The following is a 25,236-nucleotide window of genomic DNA, read 5'->3' on the forward strand; positions in this document are numbered from 1 at the left end:
CAGACGATCATTATCCGCTCTGGTTAAGCCCCAGCTCGCGCTGCAACTTTTTACTGAGCCCCAGCGAGACAATCCGGTGGGACTCGGTGAGATAGTAAGTCAGAGGTTCATCCAGCGCCGCGCCACCGCCGTACTGCTGAATCCACTTCATGCCGCGCGATGCAAGATAAGGGGCCGGCCGATAGCCTAGCTCGTCTTTTAACAGCTCATAGTGCAAATCTGACACTTTAAACGTGTAGGCTGGACCACTTGATTTCTCCCAGCCGCCAACGGCAAACACCTTGCCGCCGACTTTCCACACATGAGAACCGCCCCACTGGATAACGTGACTGGTTGCCGGCAGCGAGCCACAAAAGGCATTAAACGTGTCGTAATTCATGCGGATCTCCGACCGCCAGGGACAAGTGCACTACGCCCGCTTGTCTTTCTCTCTCTTCAAAGCCCAAGCGCAGGTAGAGGACTAAGGCCGGGTTCTGCTCGTAGACAGCGCAGGAGATAGACCCGACAGCCAGCACCCGTGCCAGCTCAAGATACCACTTAAACAAACACCCACCGATCAACCGGTTTTGATGTTCGGCGGCCACCTGAAACGTATGAATATGGAGCCTGTTCGGATGAACCTCGTAAAACGAAAAAGCAGCCAGCCCACTTTTATGCTCGACAACCGCCCCGCTTAAATCGGCAAAGAAACGGCGAAGAGCCTGTTCGTTCCACGGCTCCTTGCGTTGCTGATAGTAGCCGAGCATATTTTCCTTCATTACCACATAGACGCGATCAAGATCCGCAGATTGAACGGCGCGAACCAACAAGGTCATTCAGCCTTATCAAAAAAAGTATGGACTTTTGCCACAGGCGCGTCGCCAATAAAAAACGGCGAGGGCCTGCTTTTCGCGCCGAGAAACCCCTTGGCCATAAAGGCGAGAATCTTTGGCAAAAAGGTGCGGGGAAAGCGCATATGGGCGTCTTTGGGCATGTCACCGATGGCGTACTTGCCAAAGGCTTTTAAAGTGACCGGCCCCAAGATGTCTATTTTCTGTTGCTCACTGGCGAATTTCATCAGCTTTACCGAAACCCCGACAAAGGGCACCTTTGCCGACCTTAGGGTATTGGCCAGGGGGAGTTTGCAACAATCGCAATACCAGCGATAGATGCCTTTGTGGGTCAGCTGCACGCCGCGAATCTGCTCTTGCCCTTCGGTGATCTCCATATAGGCCGGATAGGTCTGGAACAACTCGGAGCCACCGTGCTCATCCAGAATCTTATCTTTATTCTGCAGATAGCCGGCAAATTTCTGGCAATCGCGACACAGACAGTGAACGTGAAAAAAAGAACCGGGTACAACCTTTAACCTGCCCTTAACGGTGCCGCAGGAACATTCAAGCTCGACGATTTTCACGGCGTAAACCTTTTCTGCAAGTATTGTAAGAGGCCCAGAGTACTACGCCATTGTCACTTCGGATACTTCACCGAGTACTCTTTATGGGCAAGCCGTCACTCCCGATAGAAACTCCCGGCTCCCGCTACTGAGCCCTCGTAATCCCAGGCGGGCAACCACTCGCGCCCTACCATGCCGGGCTCGTCTGGGTCGACATCGCGCAAAAGTAGGTTGATTCGTACACCGTCCCAGTGGCTGCCGTGGTCGGTGTCGAGCAGGGCATAGGGAATGGCGACTTCGGCAGTATAGCCGCTCTCGGTAGTGCGGACGAACTGGCGTATGTCATCCGGCACCTCGGGGTTGGCCCGCAGGGCAGCCTCGAAGCCTTTGGCGGGTGGCTGCAAAACCATATAGCGCTCACCGGGCACGCGGTTGTCATAGGTGGGTTTGAGCAAACGCCGGTGTTTGGCGCGCGCATCCAGAGTGATCAGCAGTGCGTCCTGACTCCAGACATTGTCGCTGGCGTTGCGTAGCAGATGATCGTCGAGCACTTTAATGGCGAGCACCAAATGATCACTCGCGCTTGCCAGGGCAAAGGCCATATCCGCATCGCTGAGCCCCTGCCAGTTCTCGACCTGGAAGTACTGGTTGTCGGCTGCCTTGAAAAACTCGACGCTTTGCCACTCATCGAGTGCTCCATCCAACTCAATGTGGGGCAGCGTGTTGATCGGGCGCTCACGGCTCACCGCCAGCGTGCGTGCGCCCTCGTACTCAATGGTCTCCTCGCCGTGTTGGTAGCGTAGCTGCCACTGCACGTTCACCGCTCCGTGATCGCCCTCGCGCGGCTCCAGACTCTTGATGGGCACGGGCAAGGTGCGAACTTCATTGGGCGGCACCGTGAGCGTTTGTGTCGCCTCGCCGGCAAACGCAAAGCCCTCATTGGCCTGAACCTTAGCGGTCAGGGTGTAGGGGATATCCGCATCGTTCACCAGACGCAGCTCGGCGGTGCCCTCGGTGAAACCGCCACGGTGCAGCAGCGCCGGCGCCGAGAGACGGCCTCTGTCGATCATCCGGTTTTGCAAATCGCGCATCTCGCCAGTGCGCACGTTTTTATCCCAGATGCCGTCCAGCATCAGGTTAGCGATAATCGGGCCCTCATCGCTCATGGTAATCCACACCACGTGATCGAACTCACCAAAGCGGGTGCCGCGCATGCTACTGATACCGCCCGTGGTGGCCAGAGTAAAATACTCACGGCCGTGACGCTGGTTTTTGACATAGCGGTGATGGTGACCGGCAAACACCGTGTACGGGCGTGTATCGAGCAGTTGCTCCACCTCGCCCCAGCGGTCGGTATCGTCGCGGTCCCACAGAGGCGCGTGCGTGAAGACCAGAGTCCATTTGGGTTTTGGATTGTCCTTTAGCACCTGCGCCAGCCAGTCAATTTGCGTTTGCGACATGGTGTGAGTGCTGCCGCCGTCGTTGGAGTTGAGCATCACAAACAGCACATCGCGATAGACAAAGTGGTAGTAGCTGGCGCCGTAGCGCTCGCGCCAGACGTCGGCCATTACCTCATTGGTGTAATCGTGATTGCCGGCAAGATAAAAAAACGGCATGTCGAGACGCTGCACCATTGCGTCGAATTCGTTCCATTCACTCTCCAACTGAGCGCGATTTTCGGTGTAACCTTCAATCAAATCGCCGACGCTGACGACAAACTCGGGTTGCAGCAAATTGAGTTTATCCACCGCCTGGGAGAAAACCCCGGGGCGCAGCCCACCGGTGCGATCGGTAACCACCGCAAACTGAAAGGCCTTTGGGTCGTTGTTGAACTGCAGATGAGTCCAGGGGTTTACCGTGGCGGCGCCATCAATCATGACGCCTTGATGATGCTCTTGTGAATGCGCCTTATCCGAGTGAGCCCACGCCGGCAGCGAGCCGGCAAACGCTAACAGGGCAGCCATACCCCACAAAAAAACCGAATGCATAGTCTTTCCCTTGCCTGATGCTTTGGCCGCAGTGTAGCCAAGGGAATGTGACAGTGTCTATCAAGCTCCGCGGCGAATCGGGCACTCACGCCGACAGCTCCTGACGATGGGTGCGAATCAAGGCCGCGGGGGTCGTGCCATAGGCGCGCTTAAAAGCGCTGACAAAATTGGAGGGATGATCGTAACCGGCGAGATACGCCGCCTCCTGCACACTCATACCGTGCAGTAACATCGCCCGGCGCGCCCGCTCAAGTCGCTGGCTGCGCACATACTCCATGACCGTGACACCGCACAAACGCTTAAAACGCCGCTGCAATGTACTGACACTCATACCGAGCTTGTGAGCAAGGCCTGCCAGGTCGCACTCGCCCTCAAGGTAGGGGGCGAGCAATTGGCGCAGCTCGGCGCCCGAGTGCGCCGGAAGATCTGGCGACACCGGCTGCCCTGCTTCAGAGGCATCCAGAATCCGCCCGATCAGCTCCACCGCCAGGGCCTCTATAGCCAGGACCGAGCAGGCGGGCGCCCGGCTCAGGGCCAGTAATCTGCGCGCCAACCGCACCTGCCCCGCATCGGCCTCCCACAGGCGCACTGAGCGCTGCAGTACCCGGCCGGCCTCCACGTCTCCGAGCCGCTCGCTCAGCCACTGGCGGGAAACACTGACGTTGACTTTGCGCACCCGACTGCCGGCGGATAAAAACCGGGTAAAGGGCTCAGCCTTCCTCAACGCCAGGGCGATGCCGGCCGGTCCCGCTTCGGCACTGCAGCGATAATGCTCAGCCCCTAGGGCAAACCCCACCTGCCCCGCCAGCAGGATATTCACGCTTAGCCCGGCCGGGCACTCGCCACTGCTGCGGCTGTCGGCCAATTCTGTGGCATCTACACAGTGCACCGAGACATCCGCGCCTATGCGGAAAAAGCGCAGGTGGCCATCCAGCAGCGGCTTTTCCGGTGCACCCTCCACCCGGTGATCCGGGCTGCATGGCAGCACCCGCCGGTGCAGGTCGGCGGCGCTCACCGACTCGGGTAGAACGCCTGTGTGCTGATCATTTCTCATAATAGCTTGACGATTTCGCAGGCTGCTTTTGGGGGATGACAACTGTATCATAAATAAAAATGATTCTCATAAAGCATTACCCCGGCAGCGCCATATTTACCCGCGCTCTCCGGGGCTTTTTTAACGGATCTTACAAGGGGACTCGGACGTGAAGATCAAGACATCCTACTGCGCGGCAGCGGTGCTGCTGGGCGCCGTAGCCAACGGTTACGCCCAGAGCGGCGAGCAGCCGGAAATCGAACAAATGGTGGTTTGGGGCACCGAGGTGCGCGCCTCTTCGGTGTATATGGACACCGCTGACATCACCATCCGCCAAGCCGATCACATCAGTGACTTGCTGCGCACCATTCCCGGTGTGGATGTGGGCGGCGCCCACTCCATGAACCAGCGCATCACCATCCGCAGCATGGATGACAAAGACCTGCGCATCAGCATCGACGGCGCCAACCAAAACACCTACATGTACCACCATATGGGCAACCTGCAGATTCACGCGGACATTCTCAAGTCCGTGGACATCGACGTGGGTACCAATTCGGTGATTAACGGCGGCCTGGGCGGCGCGGTGCGCTTTGAAACCAAAGAGGCTAAGGATCTGCTGAGCGGCAACGATCGCTTTGGCGCGCGCCTGGAAGGTACGGTCAGCGACAACTCGGGCGACAGCTACTCGGCAACCGCCTACGCGCAGCTGGGCAGCAAGGTGGACCTGCTGGCCTATTACAACCATGTGGACCGGGATAACTACGAGGTTGGCGGCGGCGAAATCAAGGACGCCAACGGCGATGTTATCCCCGGTACCGATGGCAAGGTGCGCGGGCTTAAAGGTGATCTGGACGACGCCCTGATCAAGGTCGGCATTGATTTTACCCCCAGCCAGCGCCTGGAAATCGGCTACGAGTCCTACAAGGATGAAGGCAACTACAGCTATCGCCCGGACATGGGCCTGGCCACCGACCTGGCCATTACCGAATCCCTCGGTGTGCCCCTGCTCTGGCCCACTGAATTCACCCGCGACACCTACACCCTGAACTACGACGCGAGTATCGGCAGTCACACGCAAATCAAAGCCGCCGTGTTTCGCAATGAGAGCAGCCTCTGGCGCGACGAGCTGGGCTACGCCCAAAACCCCGCCTATGAAACCTGGGCCGCCGTGGTTGAAGGCGATGCCGAAAACACCGGTGTGAACCTGCTGGCGGAAACCCTGATTGGCTCAGGCGTTACCCATACCCTCACCTACGGATTGGAAATCACCGAATACGACACGCAATACACGGCCACTTACTTAAGCGGCGCCGTAGACAGCGCCGGTGAAGAGGCCACCGACTCGGCCGTCTTTATTCAGGATCGTATTGAGCTGGGTCAGTTTGCTCTGATTCCCGGCCTGCGCTACAACGACTACGATCTCAACTCCGCCGTGGTGGACAAGCGCTACGACGATGTGACCGGCGCCCTGGCGCTGGAGTTCCAGCCCACCGACAGTCTGTTGTTCCGCCTGTCAGGCACGGAGCTGTTCAAAGGCCCGGATATCTCCGAGGTATTCGTTGGTGCCGGCTTGTTTGAAGACCCCAACCCGGAGCTTGAGGCCGAGGGGGGACGCAACGACGAATTGTCATTCGCCTACGGCGATGCCGTGCTCGGCGCCGATCAGTTCAGCGTGGGCGCGACCCTTTTCCGCACCGAGATTGAAGGCTATATCTATCAGTACGCCAGCCCGGTAATGGACAACGTGGGCGATATGGAAATCACCGGTGGCGAGGCCTATATCGGCTACGACATCGGCGGGCTGAGCGCGCTGCTGACCTACTCCGACGCCGAGAGTGAACTGGACGCCTACGCCGGCTACGAACAATTCGAGGGCGCGCGCATCGACCGCCAGCAGGGCGATACCTGGAGCTTGAACCTCGGCTATGAATTCGCGAGCATCGACCTCAAGCTACACTACGATGCTCTGCTGGTGGGGGATGTTGCCGCTGGCCCGGATCTCGATGGCGCCACCTTGGAAAACGCCAAAGACGGCTACACCGTGCACAATATCTCCCTCCAGTGGCAACCGCTCGACAGCCTGCAGCTGACCGCCGGGGTGGACAATCTGTTTGACGAGTTTTACGCGTCGCAATCCTCGCGCACAGGTACCAGCTTTCACCCGCGCTTTGGCCAGCTCTACCTAATGGACTACGAGCCGGGCCGCAACATTAAAGCGACTGTGTCCTACCGTTTCTAATTTCGCCGACAAACAGGCCCAGCCGCATTGCACGGATGCGGATGGGCCTGTAGTTTATGGCGCTTGAAAAAGTCTCTGCGAACTCAAGCCCATGACAGCCCTAGCCCGCCAATTGAGTCTCACCGATGCCGTTTTCATCGGCCTGGCCGCCATGCTCGGCGCCGGCATCTTTGCCGCCATAGCTCCGGCGCTGACGGCCGCCGGCAACTGGGTCTGGTTATCGCTGCTATTGGCGGCGGTCGTCGCCTACTGCAACGCGGTGTCATCGGCGCAACTGGCCGCCTGCCACCCCCAGGCCGGCGGTACTTACCTCTACGCACGCGAGCGCTTGCATCCGCTGGCCGGGTTTATCGCCGGGGCCTGCTTTCTCGTAGGTAAAACCGCCAGCGGTGCGGTTATGGCGCTGACCTTCGCCCACTATCTGTTGCCCGCTTATGCCAAACCGGCGGCACTGTTGGCGCTGGCGCTGCTCACGGCTCTCAATCTCCTGGGGATCGCCAAAACCGCGCTGGTCAGCCGGCTGATTGTGGTGATGGTTATCGCCGGGCTCCTCGCCATTGTCGCCCTGTGCCTGAGCGCACCGACCGCAGATTGGCGTCGGCTGCTGCCGAGCGATTCCGTCTCGCCGGCCGGCCTACTACAGGGAGCGGCCATCTGGTTTTTTGCCTTTGCCGGTTACGCGCGCCTGGCCACGCTGGCCGAAGAGGTGCGTGAACCGCGTCGCGTGTTGACCCGCGCTATCCCGCTGTCCCTGACACTGGTACTGGGGTTGTATCTGCTGGTGAGTCTAGCCGCGCTCAGTGCCGCCGGCCCGAGCGCACTGGCAGCGAGCGCCGCCCCCCTGGCCACGGCGGTCGAGGCAGCGGGCTTCGCCGCTCTGGCACCGGCAGTGCGCCTGCTCGCCGCCATCGCCTGCCTGGGCGTTCTGATTGCCTTGATCGCCGGGATCAGCAGGACATTACTCGCCATGAGCCGAAACCGGGATTTACCGGGCTTTTTCGAACATATTGAACCGCGCCGCCAGGTGCCTCGGCGCGCCGAGCTGACCGTGGCGCTGGCCATCGGCATCGCCATTACCTCTCTGGATGTCTACGAGGCCATTGGCTTTAGCGCCTTTTGCGTGCTGCTTTACTACGCCCTGACAAACGCCTCAGCTCTCAAGCTCAGCAAAACCGAGCGGGTCTGGCCCAGAGCCTTGAGCCATATCGGCCTTGTCGGCTGTCTGCTGTTGGCCTTCAGCCTGCCTGACAAGGCGCTGCTTTGGGGCGGGCTCTGCGTCAGCGCCCTGACCGTTTATTATCTGATTCGCAAAAATCGCCATGGCTACTGAGCAGGCGGGCGAGAGACAGCTGTTTATCTACGGTACGCTGCGCGAACCCAATCACCCCATGCACCGCTTTTTACGCCGCCATAGCCAGTGGCTGGGACGCGCAAGTATCAGCGCCAGGCTCTACGAGCTGGGTGACTACCCCGGGGCTATACTCGCGCCAACCGGCATTGACGCCACCGGCGCTCGGGTTTGGGGAGATGTGGTTTGCCTGAGCGATGCCGCCGGGCTTTTACAAAAGCTCGACGACTATGAGGAGTGCACCGCCGCCTATGCCGAGCCGCACGAGTATCGGCGGGAAATCACAAGGGCGAGCATGGATAACGGGAAGAGCCTAAGTTGCTGGGTCTACGCTTACCAACACAAAGTAGATGAGAGCCGCCGGATTGTATCCGGCGACTACCTAGAGCACCTGAAACTCGCTAACAACCCCCGGCGCTGATAACGATAGCGGGTTGATTGTTTACCCCGGTAGCCGAGGTGTAGGAAACGCGGCAGTTGGCATCGATGCTGCCGTTGTCATCCAAATCGTAACCGACCACCCCGTCATTGGTGGTGCCGATATCCGCCAGGTCATCACTTTGTATGCGCAGTAAGGTTTCGATGCTGGCGGTGGTGGGGTAACCATAAGCCACCGCGACGTTATTGCCACTGCCATCGCCACAGGTGGTAGAGGCCGCCTGTTCATTGCCCTCAATCACGCAGCGGGCATAAATCAGGTTGGCCGCACCGATCATAGAGCCCTGCACGCCCTGTAGTACGGCAGCGCGGGCATCGCCCTGAATGCGGACAAAGCGCGGTACGGCAATCGCGGCGAGAATGCCGATAATCGTGATCACGACGACCAATTCAATCAGAGTAAAACCTCGAACCTGTGTTTTCATTGTTCCTCCTCGCAAAGCGATTGTTATTCTATCTTAGCCGATCTTTAGCGCCCTTGCGCCTCGGCGTGAACGGTGCTCACCACTTGCTCGCAAAGGCGGTGACTGTCCAGCACGCCTTGCAGATACCCAGCATCGACGTCGCCTTGTCGCACAGTGGCCAAAAAGCTCTCCAGCATAGCAACAAAGCCGCGCTTGTGCAGGGTATCTTCCCAATCGCCAAAACCGATGGCTTCGGAGCGGTTATCCACACTGTACAAACCCTGACGCAGGTTATCCACCTGCCAGCTCTCATTGAGAGCACTGTATTCGAGCCGCTCGCGAGTGCAGCCGTTCAGGCGATTCATGGCGGCCGTAAAAGACGCTCCGCCGCGGTGCCAGGTGACCTGCACACTGCCGAGCTGCTCAGGACTTGGGCAGTAGGAACTGACGTGCAAATCAGTGGGCATCTCCCCGGCGCAGTGGCGAACAAAATCCAGCACGTGGATAAAATCATCGTAGACAAAGGTGCGGGCATCGCCGGGCAAATTGTGTCGGTGCTTTTGATAGATCACTGAAATCGGCTCGCGCTGAAGCGCCTGCTGGTACAACGGGGCATAGCGCCGGTTAAAGCCGCAAAACAGTGGGACATTTTTCTCTAAAGCCAGATTCACTAAGGCTTCGGACTCGTCCAACTGATCGCTCAGGGGCTTGTCGACGAACACGGCAATGCCGCGACGCAAAGCGGCTTCGGCAATGACGCTGTGGCTATGGGTGCTGGAATGAATCATGACCGCGTCGGGAGCATTGTCGAGCAGCTGAGAGACGTCCGTGTAGGCCTCATCAATGCGATAACGCTCAGACAATTCTCGCAGGGTTTGGCGATTGCGGGTACAGAGAATCGGGGTAATCTCGGGGTGACGGCCGACAACGGGCAAGTAGGCCTTGCGGGCAATATCGCCCAAACCGACGAGGGCTATGCGCATGAAACGGTCTCGCAAAGGGCGCTATGTTACAGCAATGACCAGAGATCGGCGACACCGGCAATCAGCGGTGCCGGCCGCGAGAGTTTGTGCTCATCTCCCAGCCGGTACTTGCCGGTTTGCACCAGTGCCGCCTGCGCACCAGCATTGAGCGCCCCCTCCACATCGCCAAACACATCGTCGCCGATCATCAGGCACTGCTCGGGTGTCAAACCGGTAGAAGCGACCACCTGCGCAAAGAACAGCGCGCTGGGTTTACCCATAATCACAGGTTCGACATCGGCCGCATAAGCCAGCGCATGAATAAATGGCCCGGCGTCCAGACTCAGCCCCTCGGTATCGCGAAAATAGCGGTTGTCGCCGATACCCAACAGCGGACAGCCGTCCATCAACAGGCGAAATGCCGTGTTCATAGTCGCGTAGTTTAGCCCGTCGCGGGCATCACCGAGTACCACGCAGTTGTAATTGGCGGCGTCTGTGCGAAACAGCGGTGCGATGGCCGGGTGCACCAGAGCATAGGGTATTTGCTGGCGCTGAGCGAGATAGGCAACAGCGGCATCGGGCGCGGTGAACAGTTCATCGGGTTTAACCTCTATGCCCAAAGCACCGAGTTTGGCGAGAATCTGTTCGCGAGACTTGGTTGCGGTGTTGGTGACAAAGCGCAGTGTCAGCCCCTGCTCGCGGGCGCGGGCGATGGTATCGACCGCGCCCGGCAGACAGGCATCGCCTTCGTAAAGAACACCGGATAAATCAAACAAAAGCGCGTGGATGCTCATGGTTTTACCTCGCTCGGGCGCGCTTGCCGGCCGCTATTGCATCATAACCGTACCCAGCATGCCCAGCATAAAACCCAGTACCGCTCCCAGTGGCGGCGTCCAGTGACGGCGCATAACCGCCTGGGGCGCGATGTCTTGGAAAATCAGATACAGAATACCGCCCGAGGCGAAGCTCATGATCACCGCGGTCAATGCTTCGCGCTCCTGCAACAAAGTATAGCCAATGACCGCAGCCAGAGGCCCAAGTAAACTGGCAACAAAAATGACGGTGAGTATTCGCCTGGGACGCAGACCGCCAGTGCGCATTTCCCGGTAGGCGTTAAAGCCTTCCGGGAAGTTTTGCAGGCCGATAAAAGCCGCCAATACCATGCCCATTTTGCGGTCCTGGGAGAAGATAGCCCCCAGGGAAATCGCCTCGGGGACGTAATCCATAAGCATGGCGAGAAACTGGGCAAAGCCGCCGCCGCGACGGGCGAGCCAGGCATCCAGCACACAGAACAACACACCACCCATACAAAAACTCAGGGCCAGCCGCCAGGGCGAGAGCTCATCCATGGCGTGCGGCGCCAAGGCAAAAGCCACAGCAGCCAAGAGAGCGCCGCCGCCGAAAGCCACAAGCGCGTGAATCAGCTCGCGCTTGGCTGTCGATTCAGCCGAGCCCTCATAACGCGCCAGCTGGGCACCGATAAAGGCGGTGACGCCGGCCGACCAGGTGATCAGAACAATTTGCCACAGCGCACTCAAAGGTGTTGCTCCACTATCGCCGACTAACGCACCGCATTGAGAAAGTGCATGTGCTTTTCGTACTGATCCAGTACATCGGCAATCACCTGCTCTTCGGTCCAACCCATAATATCGTAATCCTGACCGCCCTCTTTCAGATACACCTCGGCGCGGTAATAGCGCAGCTTGTCGCCGCGCGCTTTACTGGTGTCGCGCATAACAAAGGTTGGCGGGGTGTAGGGGCGCGCATGTACCGAATAGAAAAAATCCATTTCCTCACCGTGATTGACCGACATCCATAGCCGGTCTTTGTCGTCGCGATTGACCACCGCCTCGATGTTTTTTTGTTGTATTTCCCCCGCCACCCGCTGCAGTGCCTGCTGCACGGTGCCGTCGATAAAGGCCAGCACTTCCTCGCGATTGGGCTGGCGAATAATGCGGGACAAACGCTTCTCCCAGGGCACCGGATTGTGTGCCACCCTTGGCGCCAACATGGCATCGCGCAAACTCACCCGTTTGACAATTTCCAGCCGCAGGGCGCGCAGCAAACCCCAGCACATTAGCAACATCACCACGGTAAACGGCAGCGCACTGGCGATAGTGGCGGTCTGCAGGGCGGAGAGCCCGCCGGCCACCAAGAGCGCAGCGGCGATCACCCCTTCGGTCACCGACCAGAAAATACGCTGCCACACAGGGGTATCTTCTTCCGTGCCACCCGAGGTGAGCATGTCCACCACCAAAGAACCAGAATCCGACGAGGTCACGAAAAACGTAATCACGAGCACGGTAGCCACGATGGAGGCGATGGTTGTCAACGGCAGATATTCGAAAAACTGAAACAGTGCCACCGAGGTATCCGCCGCCACCGCATCGGCCAGCTGGGTAATGCCCTGCTCCAACACCATGTGGATTGCGGTATTGCCAAAGAAGGTCATCCACAAGAAGGTAAAACCCACAGGCACCATTAAGACGCCGACGACAAACTCGCGAATGGTGCGCCCGCGCGACACGCGGGCAATGAACATGCCGACGAAGGGCGACCAGGCAATCCACCAGCCCCAGTAAAACAAGGTCCAGCCACCTATCCAGCCCGTGGGCTCGTAAGCGTAAAGTTTGAAGGTGGTGTCAACCAGGCCTGACAAATAATGCCCGACATTCTGGACATAGGTTTGCAACAGATAGACCGTGGGCCCAGCCGCCAGCACAAACAGCAGCAACACCACAGCGAGTATCAGGTTGAGTTCGGAGACGCGGCGAATACCGCCGTCCAGCCCCAATACCACAGACACTGTGGCCAGCACGGTAATACCGGCAATCAGCGCAATCTGCACTCCGGTACCTATTTCAACGTCAAACAAATAGTTGAGCCCGGCGTTCACCTGCATAACACCAAAACCCAGAGAGGTGGCCACCCCGAAGAGTGTGCCGAGCACGGCAAAAATATCCACTGCGTGGCCAATGGGGCCGTAGATCCGCTCACCGATCAGCGGATAAAAGGCCGAGCGAATGGTCAGGGGTAACTTATGCCGAAAGGCAAAGTAAGCCAGCGACAAGGCCACCACGGCGTAGATAGCCCAGGCATGTACACCCCAATGAAAGAAGGTGATACGCATGGCCTCGCGCGCCGCCTCGGCAGTGGCGGGATCACCCACCGGCGGCGTCATGGTGTGCATGACCGGCTCGGCCACACCAAAAAACATCAGGCCTATGCCCATGCCTGCCGAAAAGAGCATGGCAAACCACGAGAGGTAACTGTAATCCGGTTCGCTGTGATCGGGCCCGAGTTTAATACGGCCGTAGTCCGACAGCGCCAGCACCACCACAAAAATCAAAAACAGGGCGACCGCCAACACATAAAACCAGCCTGCCGAATGCACCACCCAGGCCTGAATGCTGCCAAAGAGTGTCTCTGCGGTTTCCGGCATAAGTACGGCGTAGAGCACAAACAGCAAACAAAGGCCCCCGGCGCCAATAAAAACCGGCGGGTTCACTTTGATCCAGCTTGGCTGAGATGGCGTGTTCTGCATGTCACTCATGGAGCCCCCAAGTATTGCAAGTACTTAACGATTACAGATAAAAATCCAGCGAGACGTAGAGCGCTTCGAAGTCGCCCTCCCCTACTTGGCCGTTGCGGTCCACATAGCCGTCCTGGGTCAGGTACTCGATGTAAATCCAACCGGGCCCATAGTTGTAGCGCGCACCGGGCGCAAAAGCCGTCACAGTGCCCGCGCCGGAATCTCGGGTATCCGGCTCGGCGGCCGTGGCATCGAGGTAGAACGCCCAGGGCCCGAGGTTATAGCCCACTTCTACGGCCAAGCGCTGGTTTTTCACTTCGGCCGCTACGCCCGAAGAGGCCACGTAACCGGTGGGCAGGTCCCGCGACTGAGCGATGTAGGAGGCCTTGGAGTAAAAATCGCCCACTTCACCTTCGTAATAGGCGACCGCCGCCTGATGCTCGCCGGAGGTCGGCCGGTCCGGGTCACCGCTTAAATCCTGCAGTTTGCCACTTTGCACCGAGAGCCCCAGGCGGTGATTGGCGAGTGGCGCCCACTGCAGGTTACCCACCAGGGTTTGGACTTTGCGATAGGTGCTTGCACTGCCCCAGTGGCCATTGTCGTCCACGGTATCCGTGCTGGTACTGCCCCAGTCATCCGCGTGGTAATAGGCAAGATCGTAGTTGATGGCAGAGGCGGTACCGCTCCATTTGAGACCGACGTCCATTTGATCGCCGTAACCGGCGAGCAACAGATCGCCGGGCCAGAAATTAACGGTTTTCCAGCCAAAGGGAACCTGAGATTTACCTACCGTCAGCAAACCGGTATCGCCCACTTGCCAGCCAACCCAGGCTTTGTGCAGGGTGTATTCATCACCGGTGGAGTTGTTTTCCGGGTCGGTGAAACTGCCGGGGCCGGCGCGAAACTCCGCCGAGTAAAGCCAGTTGTCCTCGGCTTCACCCGCCCCGTCGAGGTAGAGAATCAAGGCTTCACCGGTGAACTCACCGCCACTGTTCTTGTTGGCTTCGTCGTCGGGCAAATACTGGTAAGTGCCCCAGACGCCGGCGGACAAGCTTGTCTCGCCATAGGCAGGCAGGGTCGCCACTAAGGCAGTGGCAACCAGCAAGCGCGAATAGAGGTTAGTAGCCATCGGCATCCCTTTCGTGGTGTGTGTTTGTGCAGCAGCCAGCGTTTAGCCGACCCTGCAGCGCGTTGACAATCGAGCTCAGCGCTCAATAGAGAGTGGTCTTACGTCCGCCTTTAGACTATAGACCATTGAGGTGACCGGTAAAGTGCAGCCAACCCCAGACATTGACGGTCGTCGCGTCTTTAATCTCACCGTTGACAATCATCTTATGCACATCGGCGAGCGGGAAAGGACGCACGATCAGGTCCTCCTCTTCGGCATCCAGCTCTCGCTCACTCTGGCGTAACTGCTGCGCCAGATAAATGTGATAGCCCTGGTTGCAAAACCCATAGGCGAGATATTGATGGGCAAGATGGGTGAGACTACCGGCTTCGAGCCCGGTCTCCTCTTTAAGCTCGCCTGCGGCGAGCTCGGCGGGGTCGGCATCCGGCCGCTGCTCCCAGGCGCCCTGAGGCATCTCCCAATAACGGCCGCCAACGGTGTAGCGATACTGTTGTACCAGATAAATCTCGCCCGCTTCAATGGCAGCAATAACGGCAAAATCCGGCTTTTCCACCACACCGTAGATGCCCTCGGCACCGCTCGGGCGCACAACGCGATCTTCGCGCACGCGCATCCAGTGATTTTTGTACACTTCTTTAGAGTCCAGCTGAATAATATCGCTCATAGATCCGGTTAATATTTGATAAGAGACTTCTGCACTATTTGACCGCATATCCCCCTGTGTCGCAAACTTTCAGCAAAACAACACTGGAGAGCCTAAAGTGACAGAACAGACCATTCGCTGGGGAATTCTCGGCGCCGGCGTTATCGCCCATCAAATGGCCGACGCCATTGCCCAGGCGCCGGGCAACCAACTGCTGGCGGTGGCTTCGCGCACGCCGGAAAAATCTAAAGCCTTTGCCCAAGTTCATGCCATCGGCGCCGAGAGCTATGAAAGCCTGCTCACACGCCGCGATATCGATGTGGTTTATATCGCCACGACTCACAACCTTCACTGCGACAACGCGCTGCTGGCGCTTGATCATCACAAACACCTGGTGATTGAAAAGCCCTTTACCGTCAACGCGCGGCAAGCCCAGGCCATTGCGGACAAAGCGCGCGAGGTAGGCTGCTTTGTTATGGAGGCCATCTGGACACGCTTTTTACCGAGCATGCAGGCGCTCAAAGAGCATCTCGCCGAGGGCGCCATTGGCGACATCAAGACCGCACACGTCACCTTTGGCGGTATTTCGCCCGAGTGCTATCGCGGCAGACTGTTTGATCCTTCACTGGCCGGTGGTGTCACGCTCGATATGGGTATTTATCCGGTGAGCATGCTCAGTTGTGTGTTGGCAGAGGTACCCGAGGTAATCGGCGCCCACTGCCTGTTCACCGACACCGGCGTCGATGAAGTCGCCAGTTTTCAGTTGCGCTTCGGCAACCGGATTCTCGCGACCGTCAACACCAGTTTTAATCTGATGCTCGGCCAGGAGATGACGCTCTTCGGCAGTGAGGGGACGATTAGCTATCGCAACTTCCAGGGCGAGGGAGAGTACAGCCTGCGCAGCATCGCAGGCGACAAATACACCGAAACCGGTAGCTTCGGCGCCGAGAATGCCGAGAACGGCTTTGTGCATCAGGTGGAGGAGGCCGCCCGCTGTCTGCGCGCCGGCCTGCTGGAAAGCCCCGTGATTCCGCTCGCCGAGTCAGTGGCCATTATGCAGGTACTGGATGCCATTCGCGCCCGGCTGCCATTGAAATACGATTTTGAGTAGCCGCTGGTCATGGCACCAGAAGCCGGCATTGGGTAAAATGCCGGCTTTTTCACCCAGCGAGCGAGATTCATGGAAACCCTGACGCTAAAGCCTATCCGCACTGTAAAAGGCGAAGTTACCCTGCCCGGCTCCAAGAGCCTGTCGAACCGGATATTGCTCCTGGCGGCCCTGGCCAAAGGTGAAACCACCATCACCAACCTGCTCGACAGTGACGATGTGCGCCATATGCTCACAGCGCTGCAGGCGCTTGGTGTGAGCTACCAGCTCTCCGGGGACAAGCGCACCTGTGTGCTCAAGGGCCTGGGCGGGGCGTTCTCGTCCGCCGAGGCGCAAACCCTGTTTCTCGGCAATGCCGGCACCGCTGTGCGCCCACTGACAGCCGCACTGGCCATGAGCGAGGGCACATTCACCATCACCGGCGAGCCGCGCATGTACGAGCGGCCCATCGGTGATCTGATCGATGCACTGCGCCAGCTGGGTGCTGACATTAGCTACAAGCAAGACGAAGGCTTCCCGCCCCTGGAGATTCAGGGTAAACCGCTTGCCGGAGGTGAGGTGTCGATTAAGGGCAATATTTCCAGCCAGTACCTCACCGCCCTGCTGATGGTGGCGCCACTGTTTAGCGGCGATACCCGCATCCGCGTCGACGGCGAGCTCGTCTCCAAACCTTATATCGACATTACCCTGGACACCATGGCCAAGTTCGGCGTAGCCGTAACCAACAATCAGTACCAATCTTTTGATATCAAAGGCGGCCAGACCTATCTGTCGCCAGGAGAGATCATGGTGGAAGGCGACGCTTCCTCTGCTTCGTATTTTCTCGCCGCAGCCGCTATAGGTAAGGGGCCGGTACGAGTGCACGGCACGGGCAGCGCCAGCATTCAGGGTGACGCCCGATTCGCCGAGGTGCTGGAGCAAATGGGCGCGAAGGTCACCTACTCCGATATGTGGATTGAAGTCGAGGGCACAGGTAAGTTAAGCGGCGTAGATGTGGACCTGAACCACATACCCGATGCGGCCATGACCATTGCCACTACGGCACTCTTTGCCAAGGGCCCCACCCGCATCCGTAACATATACAACTGGCGGGTCAAAGAGACGGACCGGTTATCGGCCATGGCGACGGAGCTGCGCAAAGTGGGCGCCACTGTTGAGGAAGGCGACGACTACATTGTGATCGAACCGCCCGCCGAGATACGCAGTGCTGCGATTGATACCTACAACGATCACCGCATGGCCATGTGTTTTTCGCTGGCCAGCTTTGGCGCGGCGGATATTGTCATCAATGACCCCAAATGTACGTCAAAGACTTTCCCCACCTACTTTGACGAATTCGCGCGCATCAGTAAGGCCTGATCGTCATTAAGCCAATCGGGCAAGCGCCGTATAACAGCAGGGGCCGCATAGCGGCCCCTCAGCTCAAAAGCGGGCGGTGAGCCCCAGCGAAAAGCCATCGCCCTGATCCATTCCATAGCGCGAACCGAAATCTGTGTAACTTGCCTCCAAGGCAATAGAGTCGGTCACGAACTTCTTCAATCGAATTTCTGCGGTTTCATCGTCACCATAGCTCGCCCCCAGACTCAGGGTGTTGTTGAAATAATAGTCCGCACCGACCTGCCAATCGTTATAGCCGTTGTCGATAAAGTAAGTCGCCTCCAGATTCAGGGCCCGATTGCCACCAAACTGCCACAGATATTTGCTGCTGACATTGGCCTCGCCTTCAAACAGCGAGCCGTAGCCGCCTTCACCAAACTCCGCCGCCAGCAACCAGCCCTCCAGCGGTGTTATCCCCACCGAGGCTGACCAGTAATCGTGATCGCTGGTGTACTGATAGGAAGTATCCTGGCCATTGACACCCAGCCGGACGTCCGAACTTCTGTCCGAATACTGATAACGACCGGCGAAGTACAACCATGATTCGGGCAGATAGTACTCAAACCCGAGGGTTGCCTGGGTATTATCGGCCGAGCTACCGTAGTGTCTGGCCCGGCAATCCGGCCCCTCGGCACAGGTATAGTCATAGCGAGAGTCAATACTGTAGGAAGCGCGCCCGAGCGCGAGCGAGATATTGCTGGCGCGCGAGAGAAAGGCGGCCTCGGCCAGAGGCCCTTGGTCGGTTGCCACGGGGCTCCAGTAATACTTACCCCAGAGGTTGTACTTATCGGCACTGCTGCTCAGACTGGATGTGCGATCCTCCTTTTGGTATTGACCCTCAACCTCCCACTGATAGGGTTCGGCAAATGCCGGAAGAGAAAAAACAGCACACGCAACCAGAGGCGCTTTGACAAAAGTGGTGCGGGCGAAAGGTGTTGTTATTCGACGCATACTATCTCCTTGATAATAAATCTCCCCAATTAACGGCCGATACATCAGCTCTTCTCGTTACAGCACGTACTTCGCGTACGTGAACGAGCCTTACGACTGGTGCAAAGATGAAAAGTTGCAGAGCCTGACAAATTAAAGGCGCCAGGTAAAACGATGGGAACCGAGTTAAAAAAAGAAACTCTCAGTGCTTGGCCCGAAAGACTAGAGCCCGCGCTCACATTAAGCGCGGGCGGTTCTTCAATCAGGAATCAGGTTTTTGGCAGGGTCACACCGCGCTGGCCCTGGTATTTACCACCGCGGTCTTTGTAGCTGGTTTCACAGACTTCATCGGACTCAAAAAACAACATCTGCGCCACGCCTTCGTTGGCGTAGATTTTTGCCGGCAGCGGAGTGGTGTTGGAAAACTCGAGAGTCACATGCCCCTCCCACTCGGGTTCGAGCGGCGTGACATTGACAATAATACCGCAGCGGGCGTAAGTGGACTTACCCAAACAGACCGTCAGCACCGAGCGGGGTATACGGAAATATTCAACGGTTCGGGCGAGCGCAAAGGAGTTGGGCGGAATAATGCAGACATCGTTTTTGACATCGACAAAACTGTTCTCATCAAAATTTTTCGGGTCTACCACCGAGGAGTAGACGTTAGTAAAAATTTTGAATTCGTCGGCGCAACGGACATCGTACCCGTAACTGGACGTGCCGTAGGAGACGATGCGCTGCTGGTGTTCATCAAATCGCACCTGACCCGGCTCAAACGGCTCGATCATGCCGTGCTCCTCCGCCATGCGGCGCATCCACTTGTCCGATTTGATACTCATTGGAACTCCCGTGAGGCGTATAAAATGTGCGCGCATAATAGCGTTTTTGGCGCTCGCGGGAAACTCTGCGCCCACAAAAAAGCCCCGGCAACCTGAGTTGCCGGGGCCGGTGTGCCTCATAGGCGAGGATTAAGAACCTGAGCAGCTGCCCTGGTTAATCCACACTTCCCACTGGCCATCGTGCTCGGTTGGCGTATCGCCACGAGTCCACCACTTGGCTTCGTAACGGGTGTTGTTGTAACGCACCTGATCGCCTTGAGTGTAAACCGCTGAAGAATCCCAGTTCGCCACACCCACACAGGTGTTGGGATCGGTCGAGCTGCTTGAGCTAGAGCTGGAAGAGCTGGAGCTGCTTGTGCTCGAGGAAGACGACGAGTTAGGTCCGCCGCTGAACATAACGTCCACACAGGCGTAGAAAGCCTCGGGGCTGTCAGAGCGCTGCCATACCGCGTAGACAACATGACGGCCACTGCGTGAAGGCAGGCTAACGGTATGCGAGGGGTAGAACTCGGCCGCTTCTGGAGGCGTTTCGGTCAGCAGTTCCAAATCATCCCAACCGAGCGGTTGCTGCGGATTGTAGCCAGGCTTGGTGATGTAGTAACGGTAGTAAGCCGTCGCGTGAGCGGCTGAGTTGTACCAGGTAAAAGTCTGGTTGCCGTTGACGGGTGTCGCTACCCAGTCATTGCGCGCCAGATCCATACCACCAAAGGTGTTCGGATCGCCACCGGAGCAGAGCTCGCCGTTGGGCACAACAGAGGTGTGGTTGCCGCCGGCATTACCCTGGCGGATACCGTTCCAGTCGTAGAACTGCTGGGTGCCACTTTCGTTTTTCGCGGCGATACACGCAGCAGAGGACAGAGTCTCCGGCCCCTCTTGCTTACAGTTCCAGATACGGCTGGCAGGTGAAGTGATAGTGCCGTGAGCGATAGCGGTGTTGGTCGCCGCAACGCTGGCCAGTGAGAAGCAACCGATCATGGTCGCTTTGAGCGCTTTTTGAGTAAACCACTGAGATTTCATCCTATTAACCCTCTTTTTGCGGATGTTTGCTTTGACAGGTACGTTTATCGCGCCTGACGTTGACAACGTTGTCCCCGAGGCGCGAAATTGCAGAAAAATGACACGCCACAACCAACCCTTTGGTCGGCTCCGGTAGAGTGTTTTTATCTGCCGGGACGGGAAAGATGAAATCACACGTGGTACTTTCTTACAATACACACGCAAAATCGGTGTTACTTAATAACGGCTAGCCCATGCACTTGTTTGTGTCAATGCGTAACATTGTCGCACCCCCTTTGGGCTTATTCCCGCCCAAAAGGGTTTTTCTGTCGCATTATTCATTTTCAATATAGCGTATTGGAATTTTAACACTGTATAAAAATTAGGATTTATTCTTATTAATTTTTTAAATCAGACAATTAAAGCGCGGCAGTTTCCACCGGAAAGTGCGACATTTGTCGCACTTTGTTGCGCAAGAGAGAGGCAGGTGGGCGATAAGCCAGCCAAAACTGCACCCCATAACAGTTCTTTTATCAGGAGAAAACCATGAATACCCTTCCCCGCTCGCTGCTTATTGTCGTCTGTTTCTGCCTGACGCTTGTGTCAGTAAAGGTGGTGGCCGAACCGCTCCGTTTAATTCTAAGGGTGGATGATATTGGCATGACCCACGCGACCAATCAGGGGCTCCGCGATCTGGCAGCGCTGGGTATACCCTTTGCCGCCTCAGTGATGTTTACCACCCCCTGGTACCAGGAAGGGGTGGAGATTCTCAAGCAAAACCCGCAAATCTCCGTTGGCGTCCACCTAACGCTTAACGCCGAGTGGCGCCACTACCGCTGGGGGCCTATCGCCGGACGCAATGAAGTGCCGAGCCTGATCAACGAAACCGGCTACTTCTACCCGTCAACGGCCGAGTTTCTGGCTCAGGACATCAAGCTCGACGAAGTGCGACTCGAGCTTGAGGCGCAAATCCAGCGGGCACTGGCAACCGACCTGGACATCGCCTATGTGGACTACCATATGCGCACCGCCCTGGCGACGCCCGAGCTCGAGCAAGTAGTGACCGAGCTGGCGCAGCAGTATCAGCTGCGTATGTCAATGCGCATGGGCGAGGCTGTAACCACCCTGTTCGATGTACCCATAGAACAAAAGCAGCAGCGGTTTTTACAGCATCTGGATTCGGAGCTGAACGCCGATAAGGTCAACGTGCTGGTTATTCATGCGGCCCGCAATCACCCGGAAATGCAGGCACTGATCGACCTGAACAATCCCATAATGAACACCGAAGACATGGAGCCACTGGTGGCCCGGCACCGGGCCACAGAACTGGAGATGCTGCTGTCACCTGAGGCGCGGCAGCGCTTTCAATCGGGCAAGATGGAGCTGATCAACTACCACCAGACGCCCAACCCGTTTAAGACTCAATAATTGTCACCGGCGCGGCCCGGCGGTTGGCCCGCCAGAGCTCTGCCGCCAGGCGGCGGGCGATGGCCAGGTATTCCTGGCTCTCGGGGCTGTCGGGGTTTGCCACCACGGAGGGCTCACCACCATCGGCCTGACGCCGGATCGCCAGCGACAGGGGCAGCGCACCCAGCAGGCGAGTCTGGTAGTCAGCGGCAATGCGCTCGCCGCCGCCAGCACCAAAGATATGCTCCTTGTGGCCACACTCGCTGCACACGTGAACCGCCATATTCTCAATCACTCCCAGTACTGGCACATTCACCTTGCGAAACATCTCGATGCCTTTTTTGGCATCCAGCAGGGCAATATCCTGTGGCGTGGTCACCACCACAGCGCCCGTGACCGGGACGCTCTGCGAGAGCGTCAGAGCGATGTCGCCGGTCCCGGGCGGCATATCTATGATCAGGTAGTCCAGCTCATCCCAGCGGGTCTGGGTCAGCAACTGTTTTAACGCACCGCTGACCATGGGGCCGCGCCATACCATCGGCGTCTGCTCGCTCACCAGATAGCCCATGGAAATGCTCTGCAGGCCATGAGCTGGAATCGGAATCATTTGTTGAGCCTTGCCCTCACCGATTACCTGCGGCCGCTTTTGACCGACACCCAGCATCTGCGGCTGACTCGGACCGTAAATATCGGCATCCAGAATGCCCACGTGCGCGCCCTCGGCGGCCAACGCCAGGGCGATATTGGCGGCAGTCGTTGACTTGCCGACGCCGCCTTTCCCCGAGGCGACGGCGATGATGTTTTTTACCCCCCGGATGGCCATGGCACTGTTGGCCGCCGGGTGTGCGTCTATCTGCCAATCGAGTACCAGGCCCACCTCGTCGATGCCCGGCAGCGCCACCAGAGCGTCGCGAACACGTCGCGCCAGTGTGTCATCGCGCCCGAGGGGGTAACCGAGGCAGAGCTCTACTTCGGCCCTGGCGCCACTCACCTCAAGCTTGCGGATTGCATCCAACTCGGCCAGTGACTGCTCGAGCGCAGGGTCCAGCACCTGTCCCAGGGCGGTGTGAACGGCGTTTATATCGACATCGGCCATAATCGTCTCTCTCATCGTGTTCTGTGTGCCCTTGGTGGGGGCTGTCGGGCGCCTTTGCAATGCCAGCCGCGCGGCAAAAGTGCACAAGAGCCAGGCAAAGCCCGCTTGCATCGGCCAGATGGGCCCTAAGCGGTTGATTAGCCATCCAAAATCGGGGCTAAAAATGCTATAGTGCCGCTCCTTTTTTCACCTGCCCGCCGGGGCCCAACGAATCTGCGCCGCCAGGGCGCCAAGACCGACAGGAACGCTATGACCACTCGCCGCAAAATCATGGTAACCAGTGCCCTTCCCTACGCCAATGGCGAGCTGCACCTGGGCCACATCATGGAGCAGATTCAAACCGACATCTGGGTGCGTTTTCAGAACCTGCGCGGCCACGAGTGCCACTACTTTTGCGCCGACGACGCCCACGGCACCGCGATTACCCTAAAAGCCGAAGAGCAGGGTATCAGCCCGGAGCAGCATATCGAAAACATGCACGCCGCCCACAAAGCGGTGTCTGAGGGCTTTTTAATCCAGCACGACAACTTCTATACCACTCACTCACCGGAAAACCGCGAGTTGTCGGAGCTCATTTACAAACGCCTGGAAGCCAATGGGCACATTGCCCGGCGCGCCATCATTCAGGCCTTTGACCCAGAAAAGCAGCTGTTTCTCGCCGATCGCTACATCAAAGGCGCCTGCCCCAAGTGCAAAACCGAAGATCAGTATGGCGACAACTGCGAAGCCTGCGGCGCCACCTACAGCCCCATGGAGTTGATTGACCCCGTTTCGGTGCTGACCGGTGCTACCCCTGTGCCCAAAGAGTCGGAACACTTCTTCTTTAAGTTGCCGGAGTTTGCCGAGTTTCTGAAAAACTGGACCCGCGCCGGCCACTTGCAGGACGAAGTGGCCAACAAAGTGGCCGAGTGGCTGGACGCCGATTTGCAGGAGTGGGATATCTCGCGCGATGCGCCCTACTTTGGCTTTGAAATTCCCGGTCACCCGGGCAAGTATTTTTACGTCTGGCTGGACGCGCCCATCGGCTATATCGCCAGCTTGAAGCATTACACCGACCAGCAGGGTCTCGATTGGGAGGAGTACTGGCGAAAAGACTCGCCGTGTGAAGTCCACCATTTTATCGGCAAAGACATTGTCAATTTCCACGCCCTCTTCTGGCCGGCCATGCTGCACTCGGCCGAGCTGCGCACCCCAACCCGGGTGAACGTCCACGGTTTTGTCACGGTCAACGGCAAGAAAATGTCGAAGTCCCGCGGCACCTTTATCAATGGCAAGACCTACCTGGAGCACTTGGACCCTGAGTACCTGCGCTACTACTTTGCCGCTAAACTCACCGCCAATGTGGACGACTTGGACCTGAACCTCGACGACTTTATTGCCCGGGTCAACTCCGACCTGGTAGGCAAGGTCGTCAACATCGCCAGCCGCACCGCCAAGTTTATCGCCAAGACCGGCGGCCAGCTGAATGACAAGCCGGTCGATAGCGAGCTCTGGAGTCGCTTTGTCAGCGCTGGCCCCTACATTGCCGAGCACTATGAGCAGCGCAACTTTGGCAAAGCCATGCGCGAGATCATGGCACTGGCCGATGCGGCCAACGAGTACATCGCCGCCGCCGAACCTTGGAAAATAGCGAAGGAACCGGGCCGCGAGCAAGAGGTGGTGGACGTCTGCTCGCTGGGCATCAATATGTTCCGGGCGCTGATGGTCTACCTCAAACCGGTACTGCCGCAACTGGCTGCCCGATCCGAGGCGTTTCTCGGGGAAACCCTGAGCTGGGCAAGCGATGTCGGCTATCGCAGCGGCGCTATCAACGCCTTTAAACCACTGCTGCAAAGAGTTGAGAGAGAACAGGTTGACGCCATGATTGAAGCGAGCAAAGAACAGGCTCCCCTCAAAGTGAGCGGCCCGCTTGCCGATGAGCCCATCGCCGATGAAATAGAATTTGGCGATTTTGCCAAGGTCGACTTGCGTGTGGCGCGCATCGCCAAAGCTGCCCATGTTGAGGGCGCCGAGAAGCTCCTCCAGCTGACCCTGGATTTGGGCGGAGAAACCCGCAATGTATTCTCCGGCATCAAGTCCGCGTATAAACCTGAAGACCTTGAGGGCCGGCTGACCGTTATGGTGGCCAATCTCAAGCCACGCAAAATGAAGTTTGGCCTCTCCGAGGGCATGGTCCTCGCCGCCGGGCCCGGCGGCTCAGAGATCTACCTGCTGGAGCCGGACACCGGCGCCGCGCCGGGGCAAAGGGTGATGTAGCGCTTATGAACGTCTGACGTTCATAAGCATATGCCCAATCAACCTAATTGAGACTCGTTTTTATATTGAACCTGTGAGGGTGCATTGGAGATAATGCGCCCTTGCGAACTGGCTGATATGTCAGCCTCTTAGA

At 57.9% G+C, this 25,236-nt stretch carries 23 protein-coding genes; 7 read left to right on the forward strand and 16 right to left on the reverse strand.

From position 1 onward, the window contains the following. Positions 1–10: 10 nt before the first annotated feature. The 5 genes from QWI16_RS06475 to QWI16_RS06495 form a co-directional block, all read right to left on the reverse strand. Positions 11–379: an MmcQ/YjbR family DNA-binding protein gene (locus QWI16_RS06475; RefSeq protein WP_302711970.1), complete on the reverse strand. Its 369-nt coding sequence runs from the start codon at positions 377–379 to the stop codon at positions 11–13. Then, positions 360–815 (reverse strand): GNAT family N-acetyltransferase, encoded by a 456-nt coding sequence (locus tag QWI16_RS06480; RefSeq protein ID WP_302711971.1) that lies wholly within the window; start codon positions 813–815, stop codon positions 360–362. Before QWI16_RS06480 ends, QWI16_RS06475 begins: the two co-directional genes overlap by 20 nt. Beyond that, entirely contained in the window at positions 812–1,396 is a 585-nt protein-coding gene (locus tag QWI16_RS06485; RefSeq protein WP_302711972.1) for a DUF6151 family protein, read from the reverse strand. Before QWI16_RS06485 ends, QWI16_RS06480 begins: the two co-directional genes overlap by 4 nt. 95 nt (positions 1,397–1,491) lie before the next feature. Beyond that, positions 1,492–3,363 carry a metallophosphoesterase gene (locus tag QWI16_RS06490; RefSeq protein WP_302711973.1) on the reverse strand — a complete coding sequence of 624 codons (1,872 nt, stop codon included), beginning with the start codon at positions 3,361–3,363 and terminating at the stop codon, positions 1,492–1,494. A gap of 85 nt (positions 3,364–3,448) precedes the next feature. Next, positions 3,449–4,417: a helix-turn-helix transcriptional regulator gene (locus QWI16_RS06495; protein WP_302711975.1), complete on the reverse strand. Its 969-nt coding sequence runs from the start codon at positions 4,415–4,417 to the stop codon at positions 3,449–3,451. A 148-nt stretch (positions 4,418–4,565) separates the two neighbouring features. On the opposite strand from QWI16_RS06495, the gene QWI16_RS06500 reads away from it, so the two are divergent. The 3 genes from QWI16_RS06500 to QWI16_RS06510 all read left to right on the forward strand — a co-directional run bounded on the left by QWI16_RS06500 (position 4,566) and on the right by QWI16_RS06510 (position 8,407). Beyond that, entirely contained in the window at positions 4,566–6,638 is a 2,073-nt protein-coding gene (locus QWI16_RS06500) for a TonB-dependent receptor domain-containing protein (protein ID WP_302711976.1), read from the forward strand. Positions 6,639–6,729: 91 nt separating this feature from the next. Next, entirely contained in the window at positions 6,730–7,968 is a 1,239-nt protein-coding gene (locus QWI16_RS06505) for an APC family permease (protein ID WP_302711977.1), read from the forward strand. Next, a complete protein-coding gene (locus tag QWI16_RS06510) occupies positions 7,958–8,407 on the forward strand; it encodes a gamma-glutamylcyclotransferase family protein (RefSeq protein ID WP_302711978.1) in 450 nt (149 codons plus the stop codon). The genes QWI16_RS06505 and QWI16_RS06510 overlap by 11 nt, the downstream gene beginning before the upstream one ends. Here QWI16_RS06510 and QWI16_RS06515 read toward each other — a convergent pair. The 7 genes from QWI16_RS06515 to QWI16_RS06545 all read right to left on the reverse strand — a co-directional run bounded on the left by QWI16_RS06515 (position 8,388) and on the right by QWI16_RS06545 (position 15,115). After that, complete coding sequence (locus QWI16_RS06515) at positions 8,388–8,849, reverse strand: type II secretion system protein (protein WP_302711979.1); 462 nt, start codon at positions 8,847–8,849, stop codon at positions 8,388–8,390. The genes QWI16_RS06510 and QWI16_RS06515 overlap by 20 nt on opposite strands. A 44-nt stretch (positions 8,850–8,893) precedes the next feature. Beyond that, on the reverse strand, positions 8,894–9,811 hold the full coding sequence (locus QWI16_RS06520) for a Gfo/Idh/MocA family protein (protein ID WP_302711980.1): 918 nt from the start codon (positions 9,809–9,811) through the stop codon (positions 8,894–8,896). A gap of 26 nt (positions 9,812–9,837) precedes the next feature. Then, on the reverse strand, positions 9,838–10,584 hold the full coding sequence (locus QWI16_RS06525) for a TIGR01458 family HAD-type hydrolase (protein ID WP_302711981.1): 747 nt from the start codon (positions 10,582–10,584) through the stop codon (positions 9,838–9,840). Positions 10,585–10,617: 33 nt separating this feature from the next. Beyond that, positions 10,618–11,328, reverse strand: coding sequence for a ZIP family metal transporter (locus tag QWI16_RS06530; protein WP_302711982.1), 711 nt, complete (start codon positions 11,326–11,328; stop codon positions 10,618–10,620). A 23-nt stretch (positions 11,329–11,351) separates the two neighbouring features. Next, positions 11,352–13,343, reverse strand: a complete 1,992-nt coding sequence (locus QWI16_RS06535; RefSeq protein ID WP_302711983.1) for a BCCT family transporter — start codon at positions 13,341–13,343, stop codon at positions 11,352–11,354. Between the two features lie 31 nt (positions 13,344–13,374). Beyond that, complete coding sequence (locus QWI16_RS06540) at positions 13,375–14,451, reverse strand: porin (protein WP_302711984.1); 1,077 nt, start codon at positions 14,449–14,451, stop codon at positions 13,375–13,377. Positions 14,452–14,566: 115 nt separating this feature from the next. Then, the gene (locus QWI16_RS06545) at positions 14,567–15,115 is read right to left on the reverse strand and encodes an NUDIX domain-containing protein (protein WP_302711985.1); all 549 of its coding nucleotides are present in this window, start codon (positions 15,113–15,115) and stop codon (positions 14,567–14,569) included. A 97-nt stretch (positions 15,116–15,212) separates the two neighbouring features. On the opposite strand from QWI16_RS06545, the gene QWI16_RS06550 reads away from it, so the two are divergent. Both QWI16_RS06550 and aroA read left to right on the forward strand, forming a co-directional pair. After that, positions 15,213–16,205 carry a Gfo/Idh/MocA family protein gene (locus QWI16_RS06550; protein WP_302711986.1) on the forward strand — a complete coding sequence of 331 codons (993 nt, stop codon included), beginning with the start codon at positions 15,213–15,215 and terminating at the stop codon, positions 16,203–16,205. Between the two features lie 69 nt (positions 16,206–16,274). Then, positions 16,275–17,561 carry a 3-phosphoshikimate 1-carboxyvinyltransferase gene (gene aroA, locus QWI16_RS06555; protein WP_302711987.1) on the forward strand — a complete coding sequence of 429 codons (1,287 nt, stop codon included), beginning with the start codon at positions 16,275–16,277 and terminating at the stop codon, positions 17,559–17,561. A 63-nt stretch (positions 17,562–17,624) separates the two neighbouring features. On the opposite strand, the gene QWI16_RS06560 is transcribed toward aroA, so the two are convergent. The 3 genes from QWI16_RS06560 to QWI16_RS06570 form a co-directional block, all read right to left on the reverse strand. Continuing rightward, complete coding sequence (locus QWI16_RS06560; protein WP_302711988.1) at positions 17,625–18,530, reverse strand: putative porin; 906 nt, start codon at positions 18,528–18,530, stop codon at positions 17,625–17,627. 248 nt (positions 18,531–18,778) lie between these two features. Then, the gene (dcd, locus tag QWI16_RS06565; protein WP_302711989.1) at positions 18,779–19,348 is read right to left on the reverse strand and encodes a dCTP deaminase; all 570 of its coding nucleotides are present in this window, start codon (positions 19,346–19,348) and stop codon (positions 18,779–18,781) included. Positions 19,349–19,477: 129 nt separating this feature from the next. Further along, a complete protein-coding gene (locus tag QWI16_RS06570; protein WP_302711990.1) occupies positions 19,478–20,365 on the reverse strand; it encodes a lytic polysaccharide monooxygenase auxiliary activity family 9 protein in 888 nt (295 codons plus the stop codon). A gap of 525 nt (positions 20,366–20,890) precedes the next feature. Here QWI16_RS06570 and QWI16_RS06575 point away from each other — a divergent pair. Beyond that, complete coding sequence (locus QWI16_RS06575) at positions 20,891–21,772, forward strand: ChbG/HpnK family deacetylase (protein WP_302711991.1); 882 nt, start codon at positions 20,891–20,893, stop codon at positions 21,770–21,772. On the opposite strand, the gene apbC is transcribed toward QWI16_RS06575, so the two are convergent. Continuing rightward, positions 21,759–22,862 carry an iron-sulfur cluster carrier protein ApbC gene (apbC, locus tag QWI16_RS06580; protein ID WP_302711992.1) on the reverse strand — a complete coding sequence of 368 codons (1,104 nt, stop codon included), beginning with the start codon at positions 22,860–22,862 and terminating at the stop codon, positions 21,759–21,761. The two genes, QWI16_RS06575 and apbC, sit on opposite strands and share 14 nt — an antisense overlap. Before the next feature lie 234 nt (positions 22,863–23,096). Here apbC and metG point away from each other — a divergent pair, with 234 nt between their 5' ends. Continuing rightward, complete coding sequence (gene metG, locus QWI16_RS06585) at positions 23,097–25,103, forward strand: methionine--tRNA ligase (protein WP_302711994.1); 2,007 nt, start codon at positions 23,097–23,099, stop codon at positions 25,101–25,103. Positions 25,104–25,236: the final 133 nt, after the last annotated feature.

Origin of the sequence: Gilvimarinus algae, from assembly GCF_030518215.1 — a bacterium.
In the GTDB taxonomy this organism is placed as follows: domain Bacteria; phylum Pseudomonadota; class Gammaproteobacteria; order Pseudomonadales; family Cellvibrionaceae; genus Gilvimarinus; species Gilvimarinus algae.